Origin of the sequence: Arcicella sp. BE140, assembly GCF_031456255.1 — a bacterium.
Classification (GTDB): Bacteria; Bacteroidota; Bacteroidia; order Cytophagales; family Spirosomataceae; genus Arcicella; species Arcicella aquatica.
The window spans coordinates 132,091-151,131 of the sequence record NZ_JAVDUE010000015.1 but is presented as its reverse complement, the minus strand read 5'-3'; the positions used below and the strand labels follow the sequence as shown (position 1 = coordinate 151,131).

The window sequence follows — 19,041 nt, the reverse complement described above, 5'->3', positions numbered from 1 at the left end:
TAAATAAATCACCTTAGGTGAAATGAAAAATCCACCCAGAATATGAGTGGATTTTATTCTAAATCAATATCTAAAAATAATTTTCAAGGAAAGCCTCCGTAATATTGAAGAGAAGTATTCTTAAAAAAAGATTTGTGATTTTATGACTAATAATGCCACAAAATCACAAATCTAATAATAGGTGTATAGGCCAATGATTAATTGAAAAACTAAATTGACCCCTAAGTTTTGAGACATAACTTTATCTTTCGTAAGCTTCGTTATGTAAATGATTTAAGGTGTTAGTAGGTATCTTGAAGATTGGTGTATTGTCTGTTAGTAATAAAAGGGTGTAAATAATTTCTTGTACAAATTTGCCATAAAAGAAATCATGAAAATTTTGTAATCGACAAATCATATTAACTTTTCGACAAAATATGCGTGGTATTCTACATTAATCCTAATTGTAAATCTACTGTATATACGTTCTCTTCATTTTTTATTTGAAGGGAATGAGTGTTTGGAAAAAGAGTTGACAACCGTTTTTTTACATTGGTTAGACCTATACCTCCAAAAGTCTTTTTATTGTTATTGTCAATGATATTTGACTTGCTATTTTGTACCTCAAAGTATAGCTTCTCATTTTCAACCTTAAGTAATATGTTGATAAAACAGTTTGAAAATAAGTCTCCAATACTATGCTTGAAGGCATTTTCGACAAAAGTAATAAGAATCATTGGAGGAATGCTTCCATGAATATCTCCTTGGATTTCAAAGCTTACTTGAAGTCTTTTAGTATTCCTCATTTTTTCTAGCTCAATAAAATTAGTGAGGAAACTTACTTCCTTTTCCAAGCTGATGGTTGGTTGATTAGCTTCGTACAGGACATAATCTAACAAACTAGACAAAGATAAAATGGCATCACTATTTCGTTTATCATCCGTAACAGAAAGACTGTAAATATTATTAAGGGTATTCGTTAAAAAATGCGGATTGATTTGAGACCTTAAGTAGTCAATTTCAAGTTGTTTTTTTTCAGAGTAGTTTTTGACTAATAAACGAATAAGTTTAATAGAGAAGGCAGGGAGAGCATAAGGAAGTGTTTTGAGTATGTGCGAAATAAAGAGCCCAGATTCCAATATAAACCAAAAGTTATTATAACAATTATTTAAAAAACTGAGGTCTATATTAAGCCCTTTGAGTAAATCATAGTTAAGTATTAATCGCGCCCTTATATTAAAAATAATTATGAAACTAATTACAAATATTACGATACATATAATTGTAATCAAGTATTTATATTTATTGCTCCATAATGGAAAAACCAAATACACAGTAATGTAAAAAAATATTGCATCAACAATTATATAATAAGAAATAGAGGTGAAATTGAAATAAAAGCCAGTTATTGGAATCACAAGAGCTTTCCATATACTTATAAACATTATTAACCAAAAGATACTATGTAATAAAATTCTTCGACGGGTTGATATATCCTCAATAGGATAAATTTTTAAAAATAGACTAGAAATATTTTTCATATTAATTGATAAATTTAATCTTGCTCAATCGCGGTTTTATATAAAGCTATCATAATTGCTTAACTACCATTAATGTCCATATTTTATATTCATACTAATCCTAATTGTAAATCGACTGTATATACGTTCTCTTCATTTTTTATTTGAAGAGAATGAGTGTTTGGAAAAAGAGTTGCCAATCGTTTTTTTACATTAGTTAGACCAATACCTCCAAAAGTCTTTTTGTGGCTATTGGCAATGAGATTTGATTTGCTATTTTGTACCTCAAAGTATAGGATATCCTCATCAATTTTAAGGAATATGTTGATAAAGCAGTTTGAATACAAATCTCCAATACAGTGCTTAAAGGCATTTTCGACAAAAGTAATAAGAATCATTGGAGGAATGCTTCCATGAATATCTCCTTCTACTTCAAAGCTTACTTGTAGCCTATTAGTATTCCTCATTTTTTCTAGCTCAATAAAATTTGAGAGGAAAAGTACTTCTTTTTCTAGGCTGATGGTTGGTTGATTAGCTTCGTAAAGAACATAGTCTAACAAACTAGATAAAGATAAAATGGCATCGCTATTACGTTTATCATCCTTAACAGAAAGACTGTAAATATTATTGAGGGTATTGGTTAAAAAGTGAGGATTAATTTGAGACCTTAAATAATCAATCTCAAGTTGTTTTTTTTCAGAGATATTTTTGACTAAAGAGTGAGTGAGTTTGATAAAGAAAGCGGGTAAAGTATAAAAAAAAGTACTAAAAATACTTGAAATGATGTAGCCAGACTCAAATATAAACCAAAAGTTATTATAGAATTTAACTAAATAACTGGAGTTTACTTTAACGCCTTTAAGTAAGTCATAATTAAAGATTAATTGAACTCTAAGATTAAAAACAATTACCAAACTAATTACAAAGATTATTGCACATAGAATTGTAGCCAAGTATTTATATTTATAATTATTTTCCCATAATTGAGTACATATATATACACTTAAGTAGAAGAGAATTACGGAAGTAATTATGAAGTATGAAGTTAAAAGAAAATTAAAGAAGATTCCTGTTTGTGAAACATTTACGATTTCCCACAAACCGATAAACATAATCACCCAAAAAATACAATGCAGTAAAACTCTTCTCTTAACAGATACCCCCTCAATAGGATAAATTTTTAAAAACAACTCAGTAATTTTTTCCATATTAATTAATAGGTTTAATCTTTTACATTAGCTCTAATTGTAATTTAACAACATATACGTTCTCTTCATTTTTTATTTGAAGGGAATGAGTCTCAGGAGAAAGGGTAGCTAATCGTTTTTTTACATTTGTTAAACCAATTCCTCCGAATGTTTTTCTTTGATTATTGATAGGTAGATTAGATTTGCTATTTTCTACTTCAAAGTATAGCTTCTCATTGTCAACCTTAAGAAGTATTTTGATAAAGCAGTTTGAAAATAAGTCTCCAATACTATGCTTGAAGGCATTTTCGACAAAAGTAATAAGAATCATTGGAGGAATGCTTCCATGAATATCTCCTTGGATTTCAAAGCTTACTTGAAGTCTTTTAGTATTCCTCATTTTTTCTAGCTCAATAAAATTAGAGAGAAAACTTACTTCCTTTTCAAGGCTGATAGTAGGTTGATTAGCTTCGTACAGGACATAATCTAACAAACTGGATAAAGATAAAATGGCATCACTATTTCGTTTATCATCCGTAACAGAAAGACTGTAAATATTATTAAGGGTATTCGTTAAAAAATGCGGATTTATTTGAGACCTTAAGTAGTCAATTTCTGTTTGCTTTTTTTCGGAAAAGCTCTTGGCTAATGAACGAGTAAGTTTAATAAAGAAAGCAGGTAAAGCGGTAAGAAATATTCCAAGTATTGCAGAAGTAATCTGTCCAGATTTAAAAAGATAAGTATAATCGTTGTAAAATCTTTTCAAATAGCTAAAATCTACTTTAGAACCTTGTGTCAGATTATTATCAAAAATAAATTGAACTCTAATGTAAAAAAGAACAAATAGACATAATATTAATGCAGCAATGCATAAAATAGTAATAATATACTTATACTTATGATAATTTGACCACAGTGGAATAATAACATAAGTTATTATGTAGAAATAGATTATATCAAGAATTATGAAATAAGAAATTGTAATAAAATTGAAAGCTAAACCAGTATGATTATTGTGACAGGTTATCCACACAAATACAAAGTTTATCGCCCAAAAAATGCAATGCAATAGCATTCGCCTTTTAGCCGATATCCTTTCAATAGGATATATTTTTAAAAATAACTCTGCAATCTTTTTCATCAATATTTTAATTTTAATTTAACGATGTATAAATCTTCCTTGTTCTCAATTTGTAGAGAATGAGTATCAGGAAACAGAGTTGCCAACCGTTTTTTTACATTGGTTAGACCAATACCTCCAAAAGTCTTTTTATGGCTATTGGCAATGAGATTTGATTTGCTATTTTGTACCTCAAAGTATAGCTTACCATTATCAACCTTAAGTAATATGTTGATAAAACAGTTTGAAAATAAGTCTCCAATACTATGCTTGAAGGCATTTTCGACAAAAGTAATAAGTAACATTGGAGGAATATTCCCATGTATATTTCCTTCAACTTCAAAGCTTACTTGAAGTCTTTTCGTATTTCTCATCTTTTCTAACTCAATAAAGTTAGAGAGGAAACTTACTTCCTTTTCTAGACTGATGGTTGGTTGATTCGCTTCGTACAGAACATAATCTAACAAACTAGACAAAGATAAAATGGCATCGCTATTACGTTTATCATCCTTAACAGAAAGGCTGTAAATATTATTAAGGGTATTGGTTAAAAAGTGAGGGTTGATTTGAGACCTTAAATAGTCAATCTCAATTTGTTTTTTTTCGGAAATGTTTTTGATTAGAGAATGAGTAAGTTTAATAAAGAAGGCTGGTAAGGTGTTAAGCAAAATCCCTATTATGTTTATAAAAAGAAACGAAGGGTATTTAAAAATATACATATAATCTTTGTATTTTTTTTCCAATTGTATAAGGGTTGTTTTTGTATCTTTTATTAAATAGTTATCTAAATGATTATCAAAAATAAATTGAGTCCTAATACGAAACATAATACCTATACTAACAATTAGTACAATTATACCTATGAGTGTAGCTAAATATTTATGTCGATAATTATTCTCCCAAAGTGGAATTATTTTATACATTATTAAGTAGAAATAAATCATACTAATAACTACTATGTACAAGACAATTATAAAACTGAACCTTAAGTCTGAAGTAGGTAACGTCCATACTTTCCACAACCCCATAGACATCATTCCCCAAAAAATACAATGCAATAAAATTCTTCTCTTAACAGATACACCCTCAATAGGATAAATTTTTAAAAATAATTCGGTGATTTTTTCCATATTAATTAATAGGTTTAATCTTACTCATTAGTGTTTCTTTATAGTTTTGTCCCATTGGAATCATGATATTGTTTTTGAGTTCTATCAAACTATTGCTACTATCAATTGATGTGATTTTATCAGTTGCGATTATATAAGATTTATGTACTCTCATAAAACTTTGAGCAGGTAGAATCTCCACCATCTTTTTCATGGTAATATGGGTAACAATTGGGCGGTCTGCATCAGTGATAATTTTGATATAATCTCTCAGTCCTTCTACATAAATAATATCATTAAAATTTACTTTTATCATCTTACTGCCTTCTTTTACATACACCATGGTTTCTGAAGATGCATGTTTGTCTTCACTATCTGTAAAGCTATATAGACGTTGTACCTTTTCAATCGATTTTTGAAATCGATCAAAAGAAATGGGCTTTTTCAGATAATCAATTACATCCAAATCATAGCTTTCTAATGCATAATCGGCATGGGCTGTCATGATAATTATGTGTGGACTTGGTGAGAGCATCCTGATAAAATCTAGTCCAGATAAATGAGGCATTGATATATCAGTAATAATCAAATCAACGACTTGGTGAGCTAGAAAATTAGAGGCTTCAATGGCATTATCAAAAACTTGAAGGAGTTCTATCGACTGAATTCGAGATAAATAATTTTTGATAAGGTTTTGAGCAGGTTCTTCATCTTCAAGAACAATGCAACGGAGGGTCTTCATACGTTTAAGGTTCAAGTAGATTAATTAGTGGCTTATTTAACTTTAATAGCGTAATTTTTTATAGTCATGATTATTAAAATCATGACTATAAAAGGTAATTTGGAAAGTGTTTGAGATTAAGCAATCTCTTCAAAGCCGCAATAAGGCACCAATACTTTTGGTATTTTAATGCCTGTTTCAGTTTGATTATTCTCCAAAATGGCTGCTAAAATACGAGGTAAAGCCAATGCAGAGCCATTAAGTGTATGTAATAACTGAGATTTAGATTTGCCTTCAGTTTTCATTCTTAATTTTAAACGGTTAGCTTGGTAGGTTTCAAAGTTTGATACTGAACTTACTTCTAACCAACGACCTTGTGCAGCAGACCAAACTTCCATGTCATAAGTAAGGGCAGATGTAAAGCTCATATCGCCTCCACATAAGCGTAATACCCTGTATGGAAGCTCTAACTTTTGAAGAATGCTTTGTACGTGTAATGACATTTCTTCTAAAGCATTGTATGAGTTTTCAGGTTTCTCGATGCGTACAATCTCAATTTTGTCGAATTGATGTAAACGGTTCAACCCACGAACATGAGCACCCCAAGACCCTGCTTCGCGACGGAAACATGGTGTGTAACCTGCATTCTTGATAGGTAAATCTGTTTCTTGTAAAATTACATCACGGTACATATTGGTAATAGGTACTTCAGCCGTAGGAATAAGGAACAAATCATCCTCCGTTGCATGATACATTTGCCCGTCTTTATCAGGCAACTGACCAGTACCAAATCCAGATTCTTTATTAATCAAAATCGGAGGTTGAATTTCGGTATAACCTGCATTAATGGCTTCGTCTAGGAAGAAATTAATCAAAGCACGCTGAATTCTAGCACCTTTTCCTTTATAAACAGGAAAGCCAGCACCTGTGATTTTATTACCTAATTCAAAATCAATGATGTCATATTTTTTAATTAAGTCCCAGTGAGGTTGTGCATTCTCTGGTAAAGTAGGGATTGCTCCATTTTCCAATACAACTTCGTTTTCCTCAGGTGTTTTTCCAGCTGGAACACTGCTATGAGGCAAGTTGGGCAAAGTAACTAATACTTCATATAAGTCAGTTTCGGTATTTTTCAATACTTCTTCCAATTCTTTAGAACGAACTTTCAAAGCACTAGTCTCAGCTTTGGCTGTTTCAGCTTCCTCTTTCTTACCCGCTTTCATCAATCCCCCAATTTCTTTGGCAAGGGCATTTGATTTTGCTAGGGTAGTATCTAATTCAACTTGTGTTTCACGACGCTTCTCGTCTAATGCTAATACTTTCTCAACGATTTCTTCAGCATCCTTGAAGTATTTACGTTGTAAGCCCTCAATCGTAGTGGCTTTGTTTTCTTTAATTTGTTGTATTTGTAACATAAGTTTTTTCTAAATATCAATGTGCTATTCTTTGAATTAGTACCTTGTATGTTTCCACAAAGATAAAAAAAATAGCCGTGCTGGAAACAGGTTTCACAACACGGCTATTAAGCAATGTCGTTATAATTAAGGAGCGGAGAAAATATCTTTCATCGCATCTTCATATAAAAAACAACGTTCATTCAAAGCATTTAAAGCCGCAGCTTTATTTTTGCCGTGAATTAACAAAGTAATGTTATGCTCGGAAGCACCATAGCAAATCATTCTGATTGGAATGTTTTTCATTGCTTCTAATACTTTCAAGGCAATACCTTCTTTATCTGCCGAGAAGTTTCCAACGATACAAACGATAGTCTGGTCTTTGTCACATTCTTCTAAGTCTGCAAATTGACGTAATTCAGCCATGATTTCCTCTAAATGCTCGTCGTTATCAATGGTTACCGAGACAGATACCTCCGAAGTCGTAATCATATCAACAGGCGTTTTGTATTTTTCGAATACCTCAAATACTCTACGCAAGAAACCATAAGCATTTAACATTCGGGTTGAGTGAATGTAAATGGCTGTTAAATTATCTTTAGCAGCAATGGCTTTAATTTCACGGTCGGATGTCTTGTCAGCAATCAAAGTACCAAAGGCTGCTGGTTCCATCGTGTTTTTTAAACGAACAGGAACACCTTTCATTTTAGCAGGAGTAATCGTACTTGGGTGCAAAATTTTTGCTCCAAAATAGGCTAATTCGGCTGCTTCTTCAAAGGTCAATTCACGGATAGGGAAGGTCTTCTTTACGATACGTGGGTCGTTGTTATGCATTCCATCAATATCCGTCCAGATTTGTACTTCCTCCGCTACAATGGCACCACCGATTAATGATGCTGTATAGTCTGAACCACCTCTTTTTAAGTTATCTACTTCTCCACGTGGGTTTCTACAGATAAACCCTTGTGTAATAAAGATTTGCTTGTCTGTCAATTGTGAGAGAATAGCACCTAATTTTTCTTCCGTAAATTTCAATACAGGTTCGTTGTCTGCATCAATGAGCATAAAGTCTAACGCTGGTAATAAAGCTGCGCTAATACCTTGTTCACGCAAATATGCTTCGAACATTTGGGTAGAAAGCAATTCACCTTCTGCTACAATTTCCTTTTCTTGTTTTATCGAAAATGGTTTGATACTTTCTAAAGAACGAATAAACGAAAATTCTTTTTCAATAATTGCTTTCCCTTCAGCATAACCAGCTTCTGTACTATAAAGCTCCTTGATAAAAGTTTCGTAATGTGCAAACAACTCGTTGATTTTTTCAGTAGCTTCTGCATCATTGTTTGCCTTCAAGGACTCTCCGATAGAAATTAAAGCGTTTGTAGTACCCGAAAGGGCAGACAAAACGACAATTTTACGATTACCGTCTTCAGTAATCAAATTTTTAATTGAGTGCATTCGCTCGGGCTTCCCAACGGAAGTTCCCCCAAATTTCCAGACTTGCATTTTTTCTTCTTTAATTATTGATTATCAATGATTTGTATTTGAGATTGATAGTTTTTGAACTTTTCATCAGCAGAAATCAATGAAATCTGTTCTTGAAAAGTGGTAGCTATTCTTGACTGACCAACATAGCATTATTGTCATCCTCTAATATTTGTTTCAGTTTATTAGAGAGCTTAGGGTTATTCTATAAGGCCCAAATAAGAATATGAGTATTAATAAGATATTTTTTCATATCAATACATATATTCATTTAAGTCCTCTAAAGGCTCATCAAAATCATCAGGAATTGAAATTTTTCCTGCTAAAATACCTAATTGTCGTTTTTTCTTAGGAGTTTCTTCAACATCGTTGGTTACCAAAACAATCACCCTAACGGATTGATTTGCTTTGAGCTGAGAACAAAGATTACTCGGAATATCAATGTGTTGATTATCCGTAAGAACGGTCGGAAATTCGATGGCTTGTAGCATAATTTTATTGTTAAAATGTGCTAAAATTCTCTGACAATTTAAAATACTCCTTATCCTTATATTCCCTAAAACGCCAACATTTTCACAGCCGTAATGGCAGCTTCATCACCTTTATTCCCGTGGATTCCTCCTGCACGGTCTAATGCCTGCTGTTCTGTATTGGGCGTAAGTACACCAAAGATAACAGGTTTATCATATTTTAAGCTTACGGTAGTAAGTCCTTGGGCTACGGCGTTATTGATATAGTCATTATGTTTGGTTTCGCCCTGAATCACGCATCCTATACAAATTACCGCATCAATTTCTGCTTTTTGTGCCATCTTCTGGGCTGCAAACGTTAATTCATAGCTTCCCGGAACGTTTACTCTTATTACGTTTTCTTCTTTTGCTCCGTAGGCTAAAAGCGTTTTATGAGCGCCCGCTGCCAAGGCATTAGTAATTTCTTCATTCCACTCTGCCACCACAAGGGCAAACTTTTTATCACTTACGTCTGGTAAGTTTTCTGTGGAAAAAATACTTAGATTTTTATGTGCTGAAGACATTTTAATATTTGCTATTGGCTCTAAAAAGTAAGGATAAATATTTACTGATTAAAGCGGATGTACGAAAGTTTAAAACTAATAAGCTATAAAAAAAGGGATAAGAACTTATGCTCTTATCCCTCTTGTATCAATATTTTATTGATTCCTTTATTCTGAGACAGAGCCTTCTAACACCGCTTTATACTTCTTAGCGTTGATGGATTCAGACGACTCTGCATATTTGTCTACAATTTCAGTATAAACAGCCAACGCCTCTTTTTGTTCGTTGTTTGCTTCGTAAGCAGCAGCCAATTTCATTAAATATGTAGGCGTGAAGAATTTGTTAGCCTTATATTCAGCAGCTTTTTTATAATATGTTATAGCATCGCTATATGCTTTCTTTTCTGTATAAGCATCTCCAATTAAAGAATAGGCACGAGCCTGCACCAATAAATCTGAGCTACTGAATGATTTTAACTGATCAATAGCCGCATCAAATTTACCTTCTTTTAAATTCGCAACACCTGCATAGAAACTTGCTAAGTTTCCAGTATTTCCACCAAAATCCTCAGCAATTTTACCTAATTCTTTAGCAGCTACCTTATTTGAGTCTGCTTCAAATTTATAAACAGCATTAAATAATTTTGCTTGTCCTGCTTCGTCTTGTGTCGTTAAGTAATATTTGTAGCCAAAATAACCTAATATCGCCACTACCAATATACCTGCTACACCATAAACTACGCCTTTGTTTTTTTCAACAGTCGCTTGAACTTTATGAATGTCATGCTCTAATTCGCTTTTTAAGCCATCAGCAGTTTCCAAAAAATCAAGTGGCGTTTTTTCGTCTTTCTTTGTCATTGTTGGTTTTTATCTTTATTTGTTGTCGGTTATTTATCCTTGTATAATGAATTGATAATGAGTTTACAAAGCAAATAACTAATCATTTTTTACTAGCTTCAAAATCGGATTGCAAAATTAGGAAATCTCTTGGAACTTTAAAGGTTTTTGTGTAATCTTTTCAAGCCTAATTTCAAAAGTATAAAAAAATAAGGATTTTAAGCAGTTTTTAAGGAAACATTTTGTCCTGATTCTATGTTTTTTCTATCGAATCTATATACAATACCTATTTCTGACGAAGCCAGTTTTCTGGATTTTGCTTATCAAAAGTTTTCCAAACTTGAAAATTTAGCTCCGAAGTACCATCAGTATCAGAGGCAACCTCACCTACTTTTTGCCCAGCACCTACCTTTTGCCCATTTCTTACTGTTACGTTAGATAATTTACTATAAATGGTAAAATAATCGCCATGTTGAATCGCTACAACCATATAAGTTCCCGGAATAGAAACTACCGACTGTACAACGCCTTCATAAACCACGTTTACATCATTGCCTGCGCTTGTTTGTATATCAATACCATTATTGTTTGTCCTGACTCCTTTCAAAACGGGGTGATTGTGTACTCCAAAACGGCTAGAAATAAAGCCAGAATTAACTGGCCAAGGCATTCTGCCCCGTAATGCCGAAAAAGAACTGGCCAATCTTGTTTCCTCCACATTCAGCGCAATGGCTTTTCTATTTGAAGTAATAACGGGCTTCTTGTTTTGATTACGTCTATTGGCTAATTGCTCACGTTCTTGCGAGCGTTTTATTTCACGCTCTACAATCTTGGCAATCATCGTCTCTAAGCGTTCTACTACTTTTTTATTAGCTTCTAATTGTGCCCTTAGGCTTTTTTCTTTCTGGCTTAACTCCGTAACTACTTCTGTCTGCTTACCTTTTAATACTTGTAAATTTTGAGTTTCTGTAATTTTTTCACGCAAAACAGCATCTTGTTCTTGTTTCTTTTGCAAGATTTTCACTTGTTCTGTCAATAATTCCGAACGTACTTGTTGTATTAAAACTGCTTGTTTTTCGCGTGCTGAAGAATATTGTTGAAGATATTTATAACGACGAATCAGTTGATTGAAATTTGCAGAAGAAAACAAAAAACTTAGCTTGTTGACTTTATTGCTGGTTTTGGCCGCTGTAAAAACCATTTTTGCATATTCTGCCTTTAATTCTTCAAGATTTCCCGAGAGTTTCCCTGTAGCCTTTTTTAGTTCTTCGGCTTCATTTTGAAGTAATTGCTGATTCTCTGAAATGATGTCAATCTGTTTGGCTTGTTTATCAATTCTTTCTCCTAAGGCATTAAGTTTACCAACACTTGCCTCTTTTTTCTGTTCAGTTTTTTCAATAATTTTATTGATTTCCTGAATCTTCTGCATGTTCTCTTGCTTTGCAGCCTCCAACTTTTTCCTTTTAGCAAGGGTTGAATTTTGTGCAAGTGATAGATTTGGAATGAAATATAACGAAACAAGAAGCAGTCCTGAAACGAATTTTAGGGCTGCTTGATGATTACTGATATGTAAATTCAACTTTTTGATAAAGTTTTAATTTTTATTTAAAAGCTTTTCGGGTACTCTAAATGGAAATTCCAGCGGAGTGTCTAATAATTCAACCTTTGTGTGCTTGATATTAACAACGGTTTGATACATTTTTTGATCTTCCTTCGACTGATAATCTAAAGTGATTAAACTTGATTGAGGAAACAAAAACTGATTCAATGTTGTAAAGTCATCAAAGTCTAAAGTTAGTTTATTACTTGTATCTTCTTGTGTAAGCAAGATTTTTTTTAGCTTTTTATTTTCGCCAATATAATTATCTATCAATACTTTGTTTTCTTCTTGTTTTAATAAGAAGTATTCATTGCTACGAACTACTCTCGATTTATTTTTTTTGAAGGGACGATTCCCCACTACCAACGCTTGCAAAATATCATAGCTTACATTGAAATTGAATTTTTCCGCAAAATCATTATAAGTATATTCTTTATATTCGCCATGATATTTATCATAAAGCTTTACGAGACTATCGTTGAAAAGTGCTGTAGCCACAGTAATACCAAATGCTGATACGTTCATCCAAATTAAACTGTCTTTACGCATTCTGATATCAACAGTAAAGCTTTGGTTATCATTGGGCGATTTGTATGAAACTTTTGCTTTTGCTTTTAAGTATTTAAAATCAATCTCGTCTATTTTAACTTTTTCGTCCTCTGTTATAGCTACTTCTGGTTTAGAGGATGGTATGGTAGTCAGAGAATCAATTACTGGCTTCGTATCAGCTACTTTTAATGAATCAATAGACGAAGCATCGGAGGTTTTATTGATATGTTGACGTTTACAAGAAGCAATAAAAAATGTAAACGCTAAGAGTATTAATGAGTAATGTTTCATATTTTAAGATTAGGAAATTAATAGCTTAAGGATTATAAATTTTATTCTATTAATTTCATTTCTGCGATTTTTTTGTCAATTAATGTACTGGTTGTGCCTATGGTTTTAGCTTTTTTCCACTGTTCTACAGCTTTTTCTTTTTCACCTAATTGAAAAAGCACATCACCATAATGTTCCACAATTGTACCACTATTACTTTTATTCTGAACAACGGCTCTTTCTAAATAGATTCTAGCCTTGTTATAGTCCTTCATCACATAAAGTACCCAGGCGTACGTATCCAAATACGTACCATTGTCTGGATGTTTTTCCACCAGTCTTGCACCCATTTCGGCGGCTAATTCCAGTTTATCTTTTCTTAAAGATAGGAAATAACTATAGTTATTCAGTACATGGTCATTGTTGGGGTCAGCTTTCAGGGCAGCTTCATAGGCTTCATCCGACTTCTGATATTTGCTTAAACTATTATAAGTATCGCCCAACAGCGCATTGATGTGCTGATATAACTCAGAATTTGTGGGTGTTAATCGTCTAGCTTCTTCTAACGACTCTGCCGCTTTATTATGATTTCTTTTTTGATAATATGCCGAACCATTCAAGTACCAAAATGCAGATTGATTTGGAAATACCTCTATGGCTTCTTCACTATGAACAATGGCACTGTCTATTTGTCTTAACTTAAAATCAATGTTGATGATATTTCCCCAAACTTCATTGATAGATTTATCCAGCCTAGCTGCTTTTACATATTCATCTCTGGCTGATTTCTCGTCACCTTTTTGAAAAAGCAAATCACCATAAATAGCATGAGATTTTGGGTCTTGTGGATTAGCCTTAATCAATACCTTCACCAAATTAAATGCTGTTTGTTTTGATTTTTCATCTTTGGCCATGTTCATATAGCCAATCAGGATACGAGCCTTGGTGGTAGCATCAAGACTGGCATCGGCAAAAGCTAATTCTAACTCACGATTACATTTATCAATTTCTCCTTTTTCCTGATACAACTGTGCCAACATAATATGAGCCTGTGCATTTTCAGGATTCATTTTCAGAATTTTCTCCAGATAAGGAATAGCTTGGTCATTACGCTTGTTCGACATCAGCAATTCTGCTTGGTCTATGTTGTAATCAATCTCTTCTGGGTCGGATAAAATCAATTTTTCGCCTTCTTTAATGGCTTCATCTACCTTACCTATTTTCACCAAAACCATCTGTTTCTGACGCGTAATTTCTTCATTAATACCGATGATTTTTTCAGCTCGGCTATACGCTTTCAATGCCTCATCAAAGTGATTATCAAAAATATAAACGGCTGCTTGTGCTACATAGAATTCAGATTTTGAAGGATTCAGGGCAATCAGGTTTTGGTAAACTCTTGCTGCTGCATCATATTTTTGTTTTCTTACATACAAGTCTGCCAATAACTCTCCATAGGCTTCGTTTTCGTTATTCAGTTGAAATGCTTTTTCAGCGTATAAAATAGCCTTGTTTTCGTCTTTTAATTTTTGATAATTATTAGACAAAGCATACAAAATTCCGCTGTTATCAGGTACGATAGCAAGAGCCTTTTCATAAAATTCAACAGCTTTGTCGTAGTCTTCCATCATATAGAATTTCATTCCTTCGGTAAAAAACGATTCTGCTTCAAGTAATTGAGCTTTCGATTGCTCTTCTTTTTTCTTAGAAGATTCACGTTTTTGGGCATACGAAAACTGACTAATTATTAATAAAGTAGCCAGTATTGAAAAAAAATATCGAAGATTAAAATTCATCATTTAATATGTAGCAGATTGAAGAAAAAAATATTTCTAAGACAATTTTGTCTGTATCAGTATTTTCCGTTCTTCAAAGTTAAGGAAAATCTGTTTAAGTCGTTCTTGAAACTAAATTGCCTTAAAGAATTAAATGCAATTTAGTTTCAAGCCTACTAACGAATAATGTTGTAATTAGGTATATCAAAAATACTTCAAATTTTAAGGTTTTGTTTCATTTTTTACTCGAAATTCTTGATTGAGCAAATCTACCACCGCTTTTATTTTTTCACTATCCGAATAGGCAATTTCATATTCTGGTACTGCTGGTAAACCGCCCATCGCAATGCCTTCTTTTCGGTAGGTCATCATGGAATCTCTCGTAGATTTTCCTGTTAGGTGAATGGCATCAACTCCTGTTTGGGCAATTTGTATAGCGTTCCCTAGATTTACGCCACTACCCACCATAATTTGTATTCTACCTTTTGCCTGTTCTACGATAGCCTCAATCTGTTCTATGCCATCTATGGCTAGGTTCTTTTGACCAGAAGTTAATATCCTGTCACAACCCGCTTCAATAATAGCTTCTAATGCTTCTGAATAATCAGGTGTCATGTCAATTGCTCTATGGAAAGTTACTTCCATTGGCGAGGCTAGTTTTACCAATTCAGCAGTTTGTTGAATGTTTACACGGCCATCGGGGTGTAAAATGCCCAATACGATACCTGCACAACCTAATGCTTTCATGGAAAGAATATCTTCTTTCATGATAGCAATCTCTTCATCGGTATAACAAAAGTCTCCACCTCGAGGACGAATCATGGCATTGATTCCAAGCTTGATTTTTTGAGTGACCATTTTTACTAAACCAGCCGAAGGTGTAGTGCCACCTTCAAACATTGAACTACAAAGTTCTATTCTATTTGCTTGGGCTTTTTCTGCCGCCACACACGATTCAAAAGAATAAGCACAGACTTCTACGAGGGGTTTTTGTTGTAAAGTAAGGGTTGAATACTTCATTGGGACAAATTTAATGTTTATTTAATCTCTTGGGAAGATTATAGTATTTTATTGAATTTCAGGATAATAAAAGAATATAGCTACAAAATTGTAAATAATTATAGCTTTAAATGTACTTTTTTCAAATAAATTTAGTTAATTCAACACAAGATTTTAAAGAAAAAAGCTTTTCATAAATAAAAAACGTATACTTTTGCAATCCTGAGAAAAACAGGTTAAATAATGGCTCTATAAGTCTCTTATAATCAGTATTTTATTTTTTAAATTAGTATTTAATTGTAATCAAATTCATATAATATGTACTGGACACTTGAATTAGCATCCTATCTAGAAGATGCTCCATGGCCTGCCACGAAAGATGAACTAATCGATTTCGCCATCCGTACTGGATCGCCACTTGAAGTAGTTGAAAATTTGCAAGAATTGGAAGACGACGGTCAACCTTACGAAAGCATCGAAGAAATCTGGCCAGATTATCCTACTAAAGATGATTTCTTCTTTAACGAAGATGAATATTAAAATTGGATAATAGAAAGTAATCACGAAGTGCCACCTGTTGAGGGTGGCATTTTTTTTGTTAATATTATAGATTGCTTTGAGCAATCAGCTATGAGATGTGAGCTGTTTACATTCCTAGCGTTAATAACAAAAAGCTTATTTCTCACAGCTCATAGCTCTAAATTAAACTACTTACATGAAAAATAACATGAGGATTAATATTATTAGTCAGTTCAATCTGGAGGATAAAGCTATCATTGTACCGATTTTACAGACTAATGAGTCTACGGATGAGCTAGAAAAAATAGCCCAAAATTATGGGATAGATGCCCTATTGCTTAAACAAGACTTTAAGGCAGATTTCAAAGAAATTCATGTAGTGTATTCTGCTCAGCACCAGAAAGTAATATTGTTGGGTTTAGGGAAAAATCCCAATGCTGCTGATATTATCCGTGCATTCAGGAAACTGATTCACGAACAAAAAGCAAAGTTACCCAACAGCGTGTGTATTGATGCCAGAACATTGCCGGAAGCATGGGTTGAATACCTTGTGAATGGCTGCATATTGGGTACTTATGATGTTGGCTTATATAAAACGGATGATAAAGCCAATATTCCACTATTGGGAAATGAGGGAACATTGAATATCATCAGCGAATCGAAAAACTTAGAAGCCTTCATTCAAAAAGGGAAAGCAATCGCCGAAACGCAAATGCAGATGTTTGATTTGATGAATGCCCCTGCTAATAAAAAAATACCACATACTTTAGCGAAATGGGCGTTAGCATCTGGCGAAAAATATAATTATTCAGTAAAGGTACTTGAAAAACAGCAGTTGAATACCCAGAAACTCAATGCGCTTTTGGCTGTAGGGCAAGGTAGCGAACACCCCCCGATGTTGATTATCATGGAGTATCGTTCGCCGAAAGCTACCCAAACCGTAGGTTTAGTAGGTAAAGGAGTTACTTTTGATACTGGTGGAATATCCATAAAATCGTCGACTAATATGCACTTGATGAAGTCGGATATGGGAGGCGCCGCTGCTGTTTTTGGTGCGATAGAATTAGCCGCCAAGCTTGAATTACCCGTACATTTAATAGGCATAATCCCTGCTTGCGAAAATGCGGTAGATGGCAAATCGTTCAAACCAAGTGATATAATAAATTCTTATTCAGGAAAAACGATTGAAGTAATTGATACTGATGCGGAAGGAAGATTGATTCTGGCAGACGGATTAAGTTACCTAACCAAGAACTTTAAGGTTGATACTATCATAGATTTAGCTACACTGACAGGTAGTTGCGTAGCTACGCTAGGCTATCATGCTGCGGGTATGTTTACGAGCAATGATGAATTAGCTGATGCGTTGAATCAATCTGCTACTGAGACGGGAGAACGCCTATGGCGTTTGCCTTTGTGGGATGTCTACAAAGAAGATATTACTTCGGATATTGCAGACGTTCGCAATTATTCGGGTAAACCAATGGCGGGAGCTATCTCTGCGGCAAAATTCTTAGAAGTATTTACTGATAATCATCCAAAGTGGGCTCATTTAGATATTGCTGGAACAGCCTTTGGTGACACGGAATTTGCCCCGCAAAGAACTGGAACGGCCTTTGGTGTAAGGCTATTAGTCGATTTTTTAAGTAAAATATAGTTAGTACTTTCTTGGCTTAATCCGTTGATTTTATTAATTTTAATTAATTGCAAAATCTATTTAATCCTGATAAACTATGTCATCAACGCTTTCTTTTCTTTGTATTTCTACTTATTTTAAAGGGAATGAGTTTTTGCGAGCTTGTAAACAAGCTGGAAACAAGGTGTATTTATTGACGAATAAAAAGCTAGAACATAAACCTTGGGTTCGAGAATTTATTGATGAAATATTTTACGTTGAAGAAAAAGCGGACGGTTCTATTGATATGAACGAGGTAATTTTAGGTTTAGCCTATATGATGCGTTCAAGAAAGGTAGATAGGATTGTGGCTTTAGATGATTTTGATGTAGAGAAGGCTGCCCATTTACGAGAACATTTCCGAATTCCGGGTATGGGACAAACTACTAGCCGACATTTTAGGGATAAATTAGCTATGCGGATGAAAGCTAAGGAAGCTGGGATAAAAGTACCTATGTTTTCAAGCTTGTTTAATGATAATGATATTTTTGAATTTACACAGAAAGTTACCTATCCTTGTGTGATAAAACCTCGTTCAGAAGCCTCTGCTACAGGTATCAGAAAAGTATATAATTCTGAACAGTTGTGGGAAGTGGTTCATTATTTGGGCGACCGTCGCCATGAATATTTGGTTGAACAATTCAAGCCTGGTGATGTATTCCATGTGGATTCAATTTCTTTAAAAGGTGAATTTGTATTTACACGTTCAAGCCAATACCTATCAACGCCGATGGAAGTGGCACATGGCGGAGGCATTTTTCGTTCAGTCACCGTGCCTATTGGTTCTGACCTTGACCTTGCTCTGCAAGAAGCCAATGCGCAAGTAATGAAAGCCTTTGGGATGAATTATTCTGCCACTCATTCCGAATTTATCAAAGACCATGAAACGGGTGAGATTATCTTTTTAGAAACAGCGTCAAGAGTAGGAGGGGCTAACCTTGCTGAAATGGTTGAAGCCTCATCGGGGATTAATCTATGGCGAGAATGGGCAAATATTGAAACGGCTGTAGCTAAAAAAGAAGAGTATACGTTGCCACCTGTTGAAAATAACTATTCGGGAATTATTATTTCTTTAACTAGACAACAATATCCCAATTTAGCAGGATTTGATGCACCAGAGATTTATTGGAGAATGAACGAAGAATATCATATCGGTATGATTGTAAAATCTGAAAGTCGTGAAAGAGTCGTTGAAATTTTAGACGATTATGCACATCGTATTTATCAAAATTTTCATGCTTCGGCTCCTGTTCCAGATAGACCAACACATTAAAAATAACCTCTTAAAAT

The 19,041-nt window shown here is 33.7% G+C and carries 17 protein-coding genes; 3 read left to right on the top strand and 14 right to left on the bottom strand.

Annotation, left to right across the window (positions count from 1 at the left end):
• Positions 1–428: 428 nt before the first annotated feature.
• The 14 genes from J2Y60_RS19130 to J2Y60_RS19065 form a co-directional block, all read right to left on the bottom strand.
• A complete protein-coding gene (locus J2Y60_RS19130) occupies positions 429–1,520 on the bottom strand; it encodes a histidine kinase (protein ID WP_309922623.1) in 1,092 nt (363 codons plus the stop codon).
• Positions 1,521–1,609: 89 nt separating this feature from the next.
• Positions 1,610–2,707 (bottom strand): histidine kinase, encoded by a 1,098-nt coding sequence (locus tag J2Y60_RS19125; RefSeq protein ID WP_309922620.1) that lies wholly within the window; start codon positions 2,705–2,707, stop codon positions 1,610–1,612.
• A gap of 22 nt (positions 2,708–2,729) precedes the next feature.
• Positions 2,730–3,827, bottom strand: coding sequence for a histidine kinase (locus J2Y60_RS19120; RefSeq protein WP_309922617.1), 1,098 nt, complete (start codon positions 3,825–3,827; stop codon positions 2,730–2,732).
• Positions 3,827–4,936 carry a histidine kinase gene (locus tag J2Y60_RS19115; protein WP_309922614.1) on the bottom strand — a complete coding sequence of 370 codons (1,110 nt, stop codon included), beginning with the start codon at positions 4,934–4,936 and terminating at the stop codon, positions 3,827–3,829. Before J2Y60_RS19115 ends, J2Y60_RS19120 begins: the two co-directional genes overlap by 1 nt.
• A gap of 1 nt (position 4,937) precedes the next feature.
• On the bottom strand, positions 4,938–5,657 hold the full coding sequence (locus tag J2Y60_RS19110) for a LytTR family DNA-binding domain-containing protein (protein ID WP_309922612.1): 720 nt from the start codon (positions 5,655–5,657) through the stop codon (positions 4,938–4,940).
• A gap of 116 nt (positions 5,658–5,773) precedes the next feature.
• A complete protein-coding gene (gene serS, locus J2Y60_RS19105; protein WP_309922609.1) occupies positions 5,774–7,051 on the bottom strand; it encodes a serine--tRNA ligase in 1,278 nt (425 codons plus the stop codon).
• 126 nt (positions 7,052–7,177) lie between these two features.
• Entirely contained in the window at positions 7,178–8,536 is a 1,359-nt protein-coding gene (locus tag J2Y60_RS19100; RefSeq protein ID WP_309922606.1) for an aspartate kinase, read from the bottom strand.
• Positions 8,537–8,769: 233 nt separating this feature from the next.
• Positions 8,770–9,006, bottom strand: a complete 237-nt coding sequence (locus tag J2Y60_RS19095; RefSeq protein WP_309922603.1) for a DUF2281 domain-containing protein — start codon at positions 9,004–9,006, stop codon at positions 8,770–8,772.
• 65 nt (positions 9,007–9,071) lie between these two features.
• Entirely contained in the window at positions 9,072–9,548 is a 477-nt protein-coding gene (gene ribH, locus J2Y60_RS19090; RefSeq protein WP_309922602.1) for a 6,7-dimethyl-8-ribityllumazine synthase, read from the bottom strand.
• A 147-nt stretch (positions 9,549–9,695) separates the two neighbouring features.
• Positions 9,696–10,385, bottom strand: a complete 690-nt coding sequence (locus J2Y60_RS19085) for a tetratricopeptide repeat protein (protein ID WP_309922600.1) — start codon at positions 10,383–10,385, stop codon at positions 9,696–9,698.
• 265 nt (positions 10,386–10,650) lie between these two features.
• Entirely contained in the window at positions 10,651–11,943 is a 1,293-nt protein-coding gene (locus J2Y60_RS19080) for a peptidoglycan DD-metalloendopeptidase family protein (RefSeq protein ID WP_309922598.1), read from the bottom strand.
• A gap of 15 nt (positions 11,944–11,958) precedes the next feature.
• Positions 11,959–12,804, bottom strand: coding sequence for a DUF4292 domain-containing protein (locus tag J2Y60_RS19075; protein ID WP_309922595.1), 846 nt, complete (start codon positions 12,802–12,804; stop codon positions 11,959–11,961).
• A 41-nt stretch (positions 12,805–12,845) separates the two neighbouring features.
• Positions 12,846–14,582: a tetratricopeptide repeat protein gene (locus J2Y60_RS19070; protein ID WP_309959248.1), complete on the bottom strand. Its 1,737-nt coding sequence runs from the start codon at positions 14,580–14,582 to the stop codon at positions 12,846–12,848.
• 198 nt (positions 14,583–14,780) lie between these two features.
• Positions 14,781–15,578, bottom strand: a complete 798-nt coding sequence (locus J2Y60_RS19065; RefSeq protein WP_309922589.1) for a copper homeostasis protein CutC — start codon at positions 15,576–15,578, stop codon at positions 14,781–14,783.
• Positions 15,579–15,875: 297 nt separating this feature from the next.
• On the opposite strand from J2Y60_RS19065, the gene J2Y60_RS19060 reads away from it, so the two are divergent.
• From J2Y60_RS19060 to J2Y60_RS19050, 3 genes are all read left to right on the top strand, one after another.
• Positions 15,876–16,097 carry a DUF2795 domain-containing protein gene (locus tag J2Y60_RS19060; protein WP_092018230.1) on the top strand — a complete coding sequence of 74 codons (222 nt, stop codon included), beginning with the start codon at positions 15,876–15,878 and terminating at the stop codon, positions 16,095–16,097.
• A gap of 175 nt (positions 16,098–16,272) precedes the next feature.
• The gene (locus J2Y60_RS19055) at positions 16,273–17,733 is read left to right on the top strand and encodes a leucyl aminopeptidase (RefSeq protein ID WP_309922585.1); all 1,461 of its coding nucleotides are present in this window, start codon (positions 16,273–16,275) and stop codon (positions 17,731–17,733) included.
• Between the two features lie 76 nt (positions 17,734–17,809).
• Positions 17,810–19,024 (top strand): ATP-grasp domain-containing protein, encoded by a 1,215-nt coding sequence (locus tag J2Y60_RS19050; protein WP_309922583.1) that lies wholly within the window; start codon positions 17,810–17,812, stop codon positions 19,022–19,024.
• Positions 19,025–19,041: the final 17 nt, after the last annotated feature.

Coding starts and splice junctions, on each gene's coding strand:
- J2Y60_RS19130 (WP_309922623.1), bottom strand. CDS start 1,520: ATGAAAAATATTTCTAGTCTATTTTTAAAAATTTATCCTATTGAGGAT.
- J2Y60_RS19125 (WP_309922620.1), bottom strand. CDS start 2,707: ATGGAAAAAATTACTGAGTTGTTTTTAAAAATTTATCCTATTGAGGGG.
- J2Y60_RS19120 (WP_309922617.1), bottom strand. CDS start 3,827: ATGAAAAAGATTGCAGAGTTATTTTTAAAAATATATCCTATTGAAAGG.
- J2Y60_RS19115 (WP_309922614.1), bottom strand. CDS start 4,936: ATGGAAAAAATCACCGAATTATTTTTAAAAATTTATCCTATTGAGGGT.
- J2Y60_RS19110 (WP_309922612.1), bottom strand. CDS start 5,657: ATGAAGACCCTCCGTTGCATTGTTCTTGAAGATGAAGAACCTGCTCAA.
- serS (WP_309922609.1), bottom strand. CDS start 7,051: ATGTTACAAATACAACAAATTAAAGAAAACAAAGCCACTACGATTGAG.
- J2Y60_RS19100 (WP_309922606.1), bottom strand. CDS start 8,536: ATGCAAGTCTGGAAATTTGGGGGAACTTCCGTTGGGAAGCCCGAGCGA.
- J2Y60_RS19095 (WP_309922603.1), bottom strand. CDS start 9,006: ATGCTACAAGCCATCGAATTTCCGACCGTTCTTACGGATAATCAACAC.
- ribH (WP_309922602.1), bottom strand. CDS start 9,548: ATGTCTTCAGCACATAAAAATCTAAGTATTTTTTCCACAGAAAACTTA.
- J2Y60_RS19085 (WP_309922600.1), bottom strand. CDS start 10,385: ATGACAAAGAAAGACGAAAAAACGCCACTTGATTTTTTGGAAACTGCT.
- J2Y60_RS19075 (WP_309922595.1), bottom strand. CDS start 12,804: ATGAAACATTACTCATTAATACTCTTAGCGTTTACATTTTTTATTGCT.
- J2Y60_RS19070 (WP_309959248.1), bottom strand. CDS start 14,582: ATGATGAATTTTAATCTTCGATATTTTTTTTCAATACTGGCTACTTTA.
- J2Y60_RS19065 (WP_309922589.1), bottom strand. CDS start 15,578: ATGAAGTATTCAACCCTTACTTTACAACAAAAACCCCTCGTAGAAGTC.
- J2Y60_RS19060 (WP_092018230.1), top strand. CDS start 15,876: ATGTACTGGACACTTGAATTAGCATCCTATCTAGAAGATGCTCCATGG.
- J2Y60_RS19055 (WP_309922585.1), top strand. CDS start 16,273: ATGAAAAATAACATGAGGATTAATATTATTAGTCAGTTCAATCTGGAG.
- J2Y60_RS19050 (WP_309922583.1), top strand. CDS start 17,810: ATGTCATCAACGCTTTCTTTTCTTTGTATTTCTACTTATTTTAAAGGG.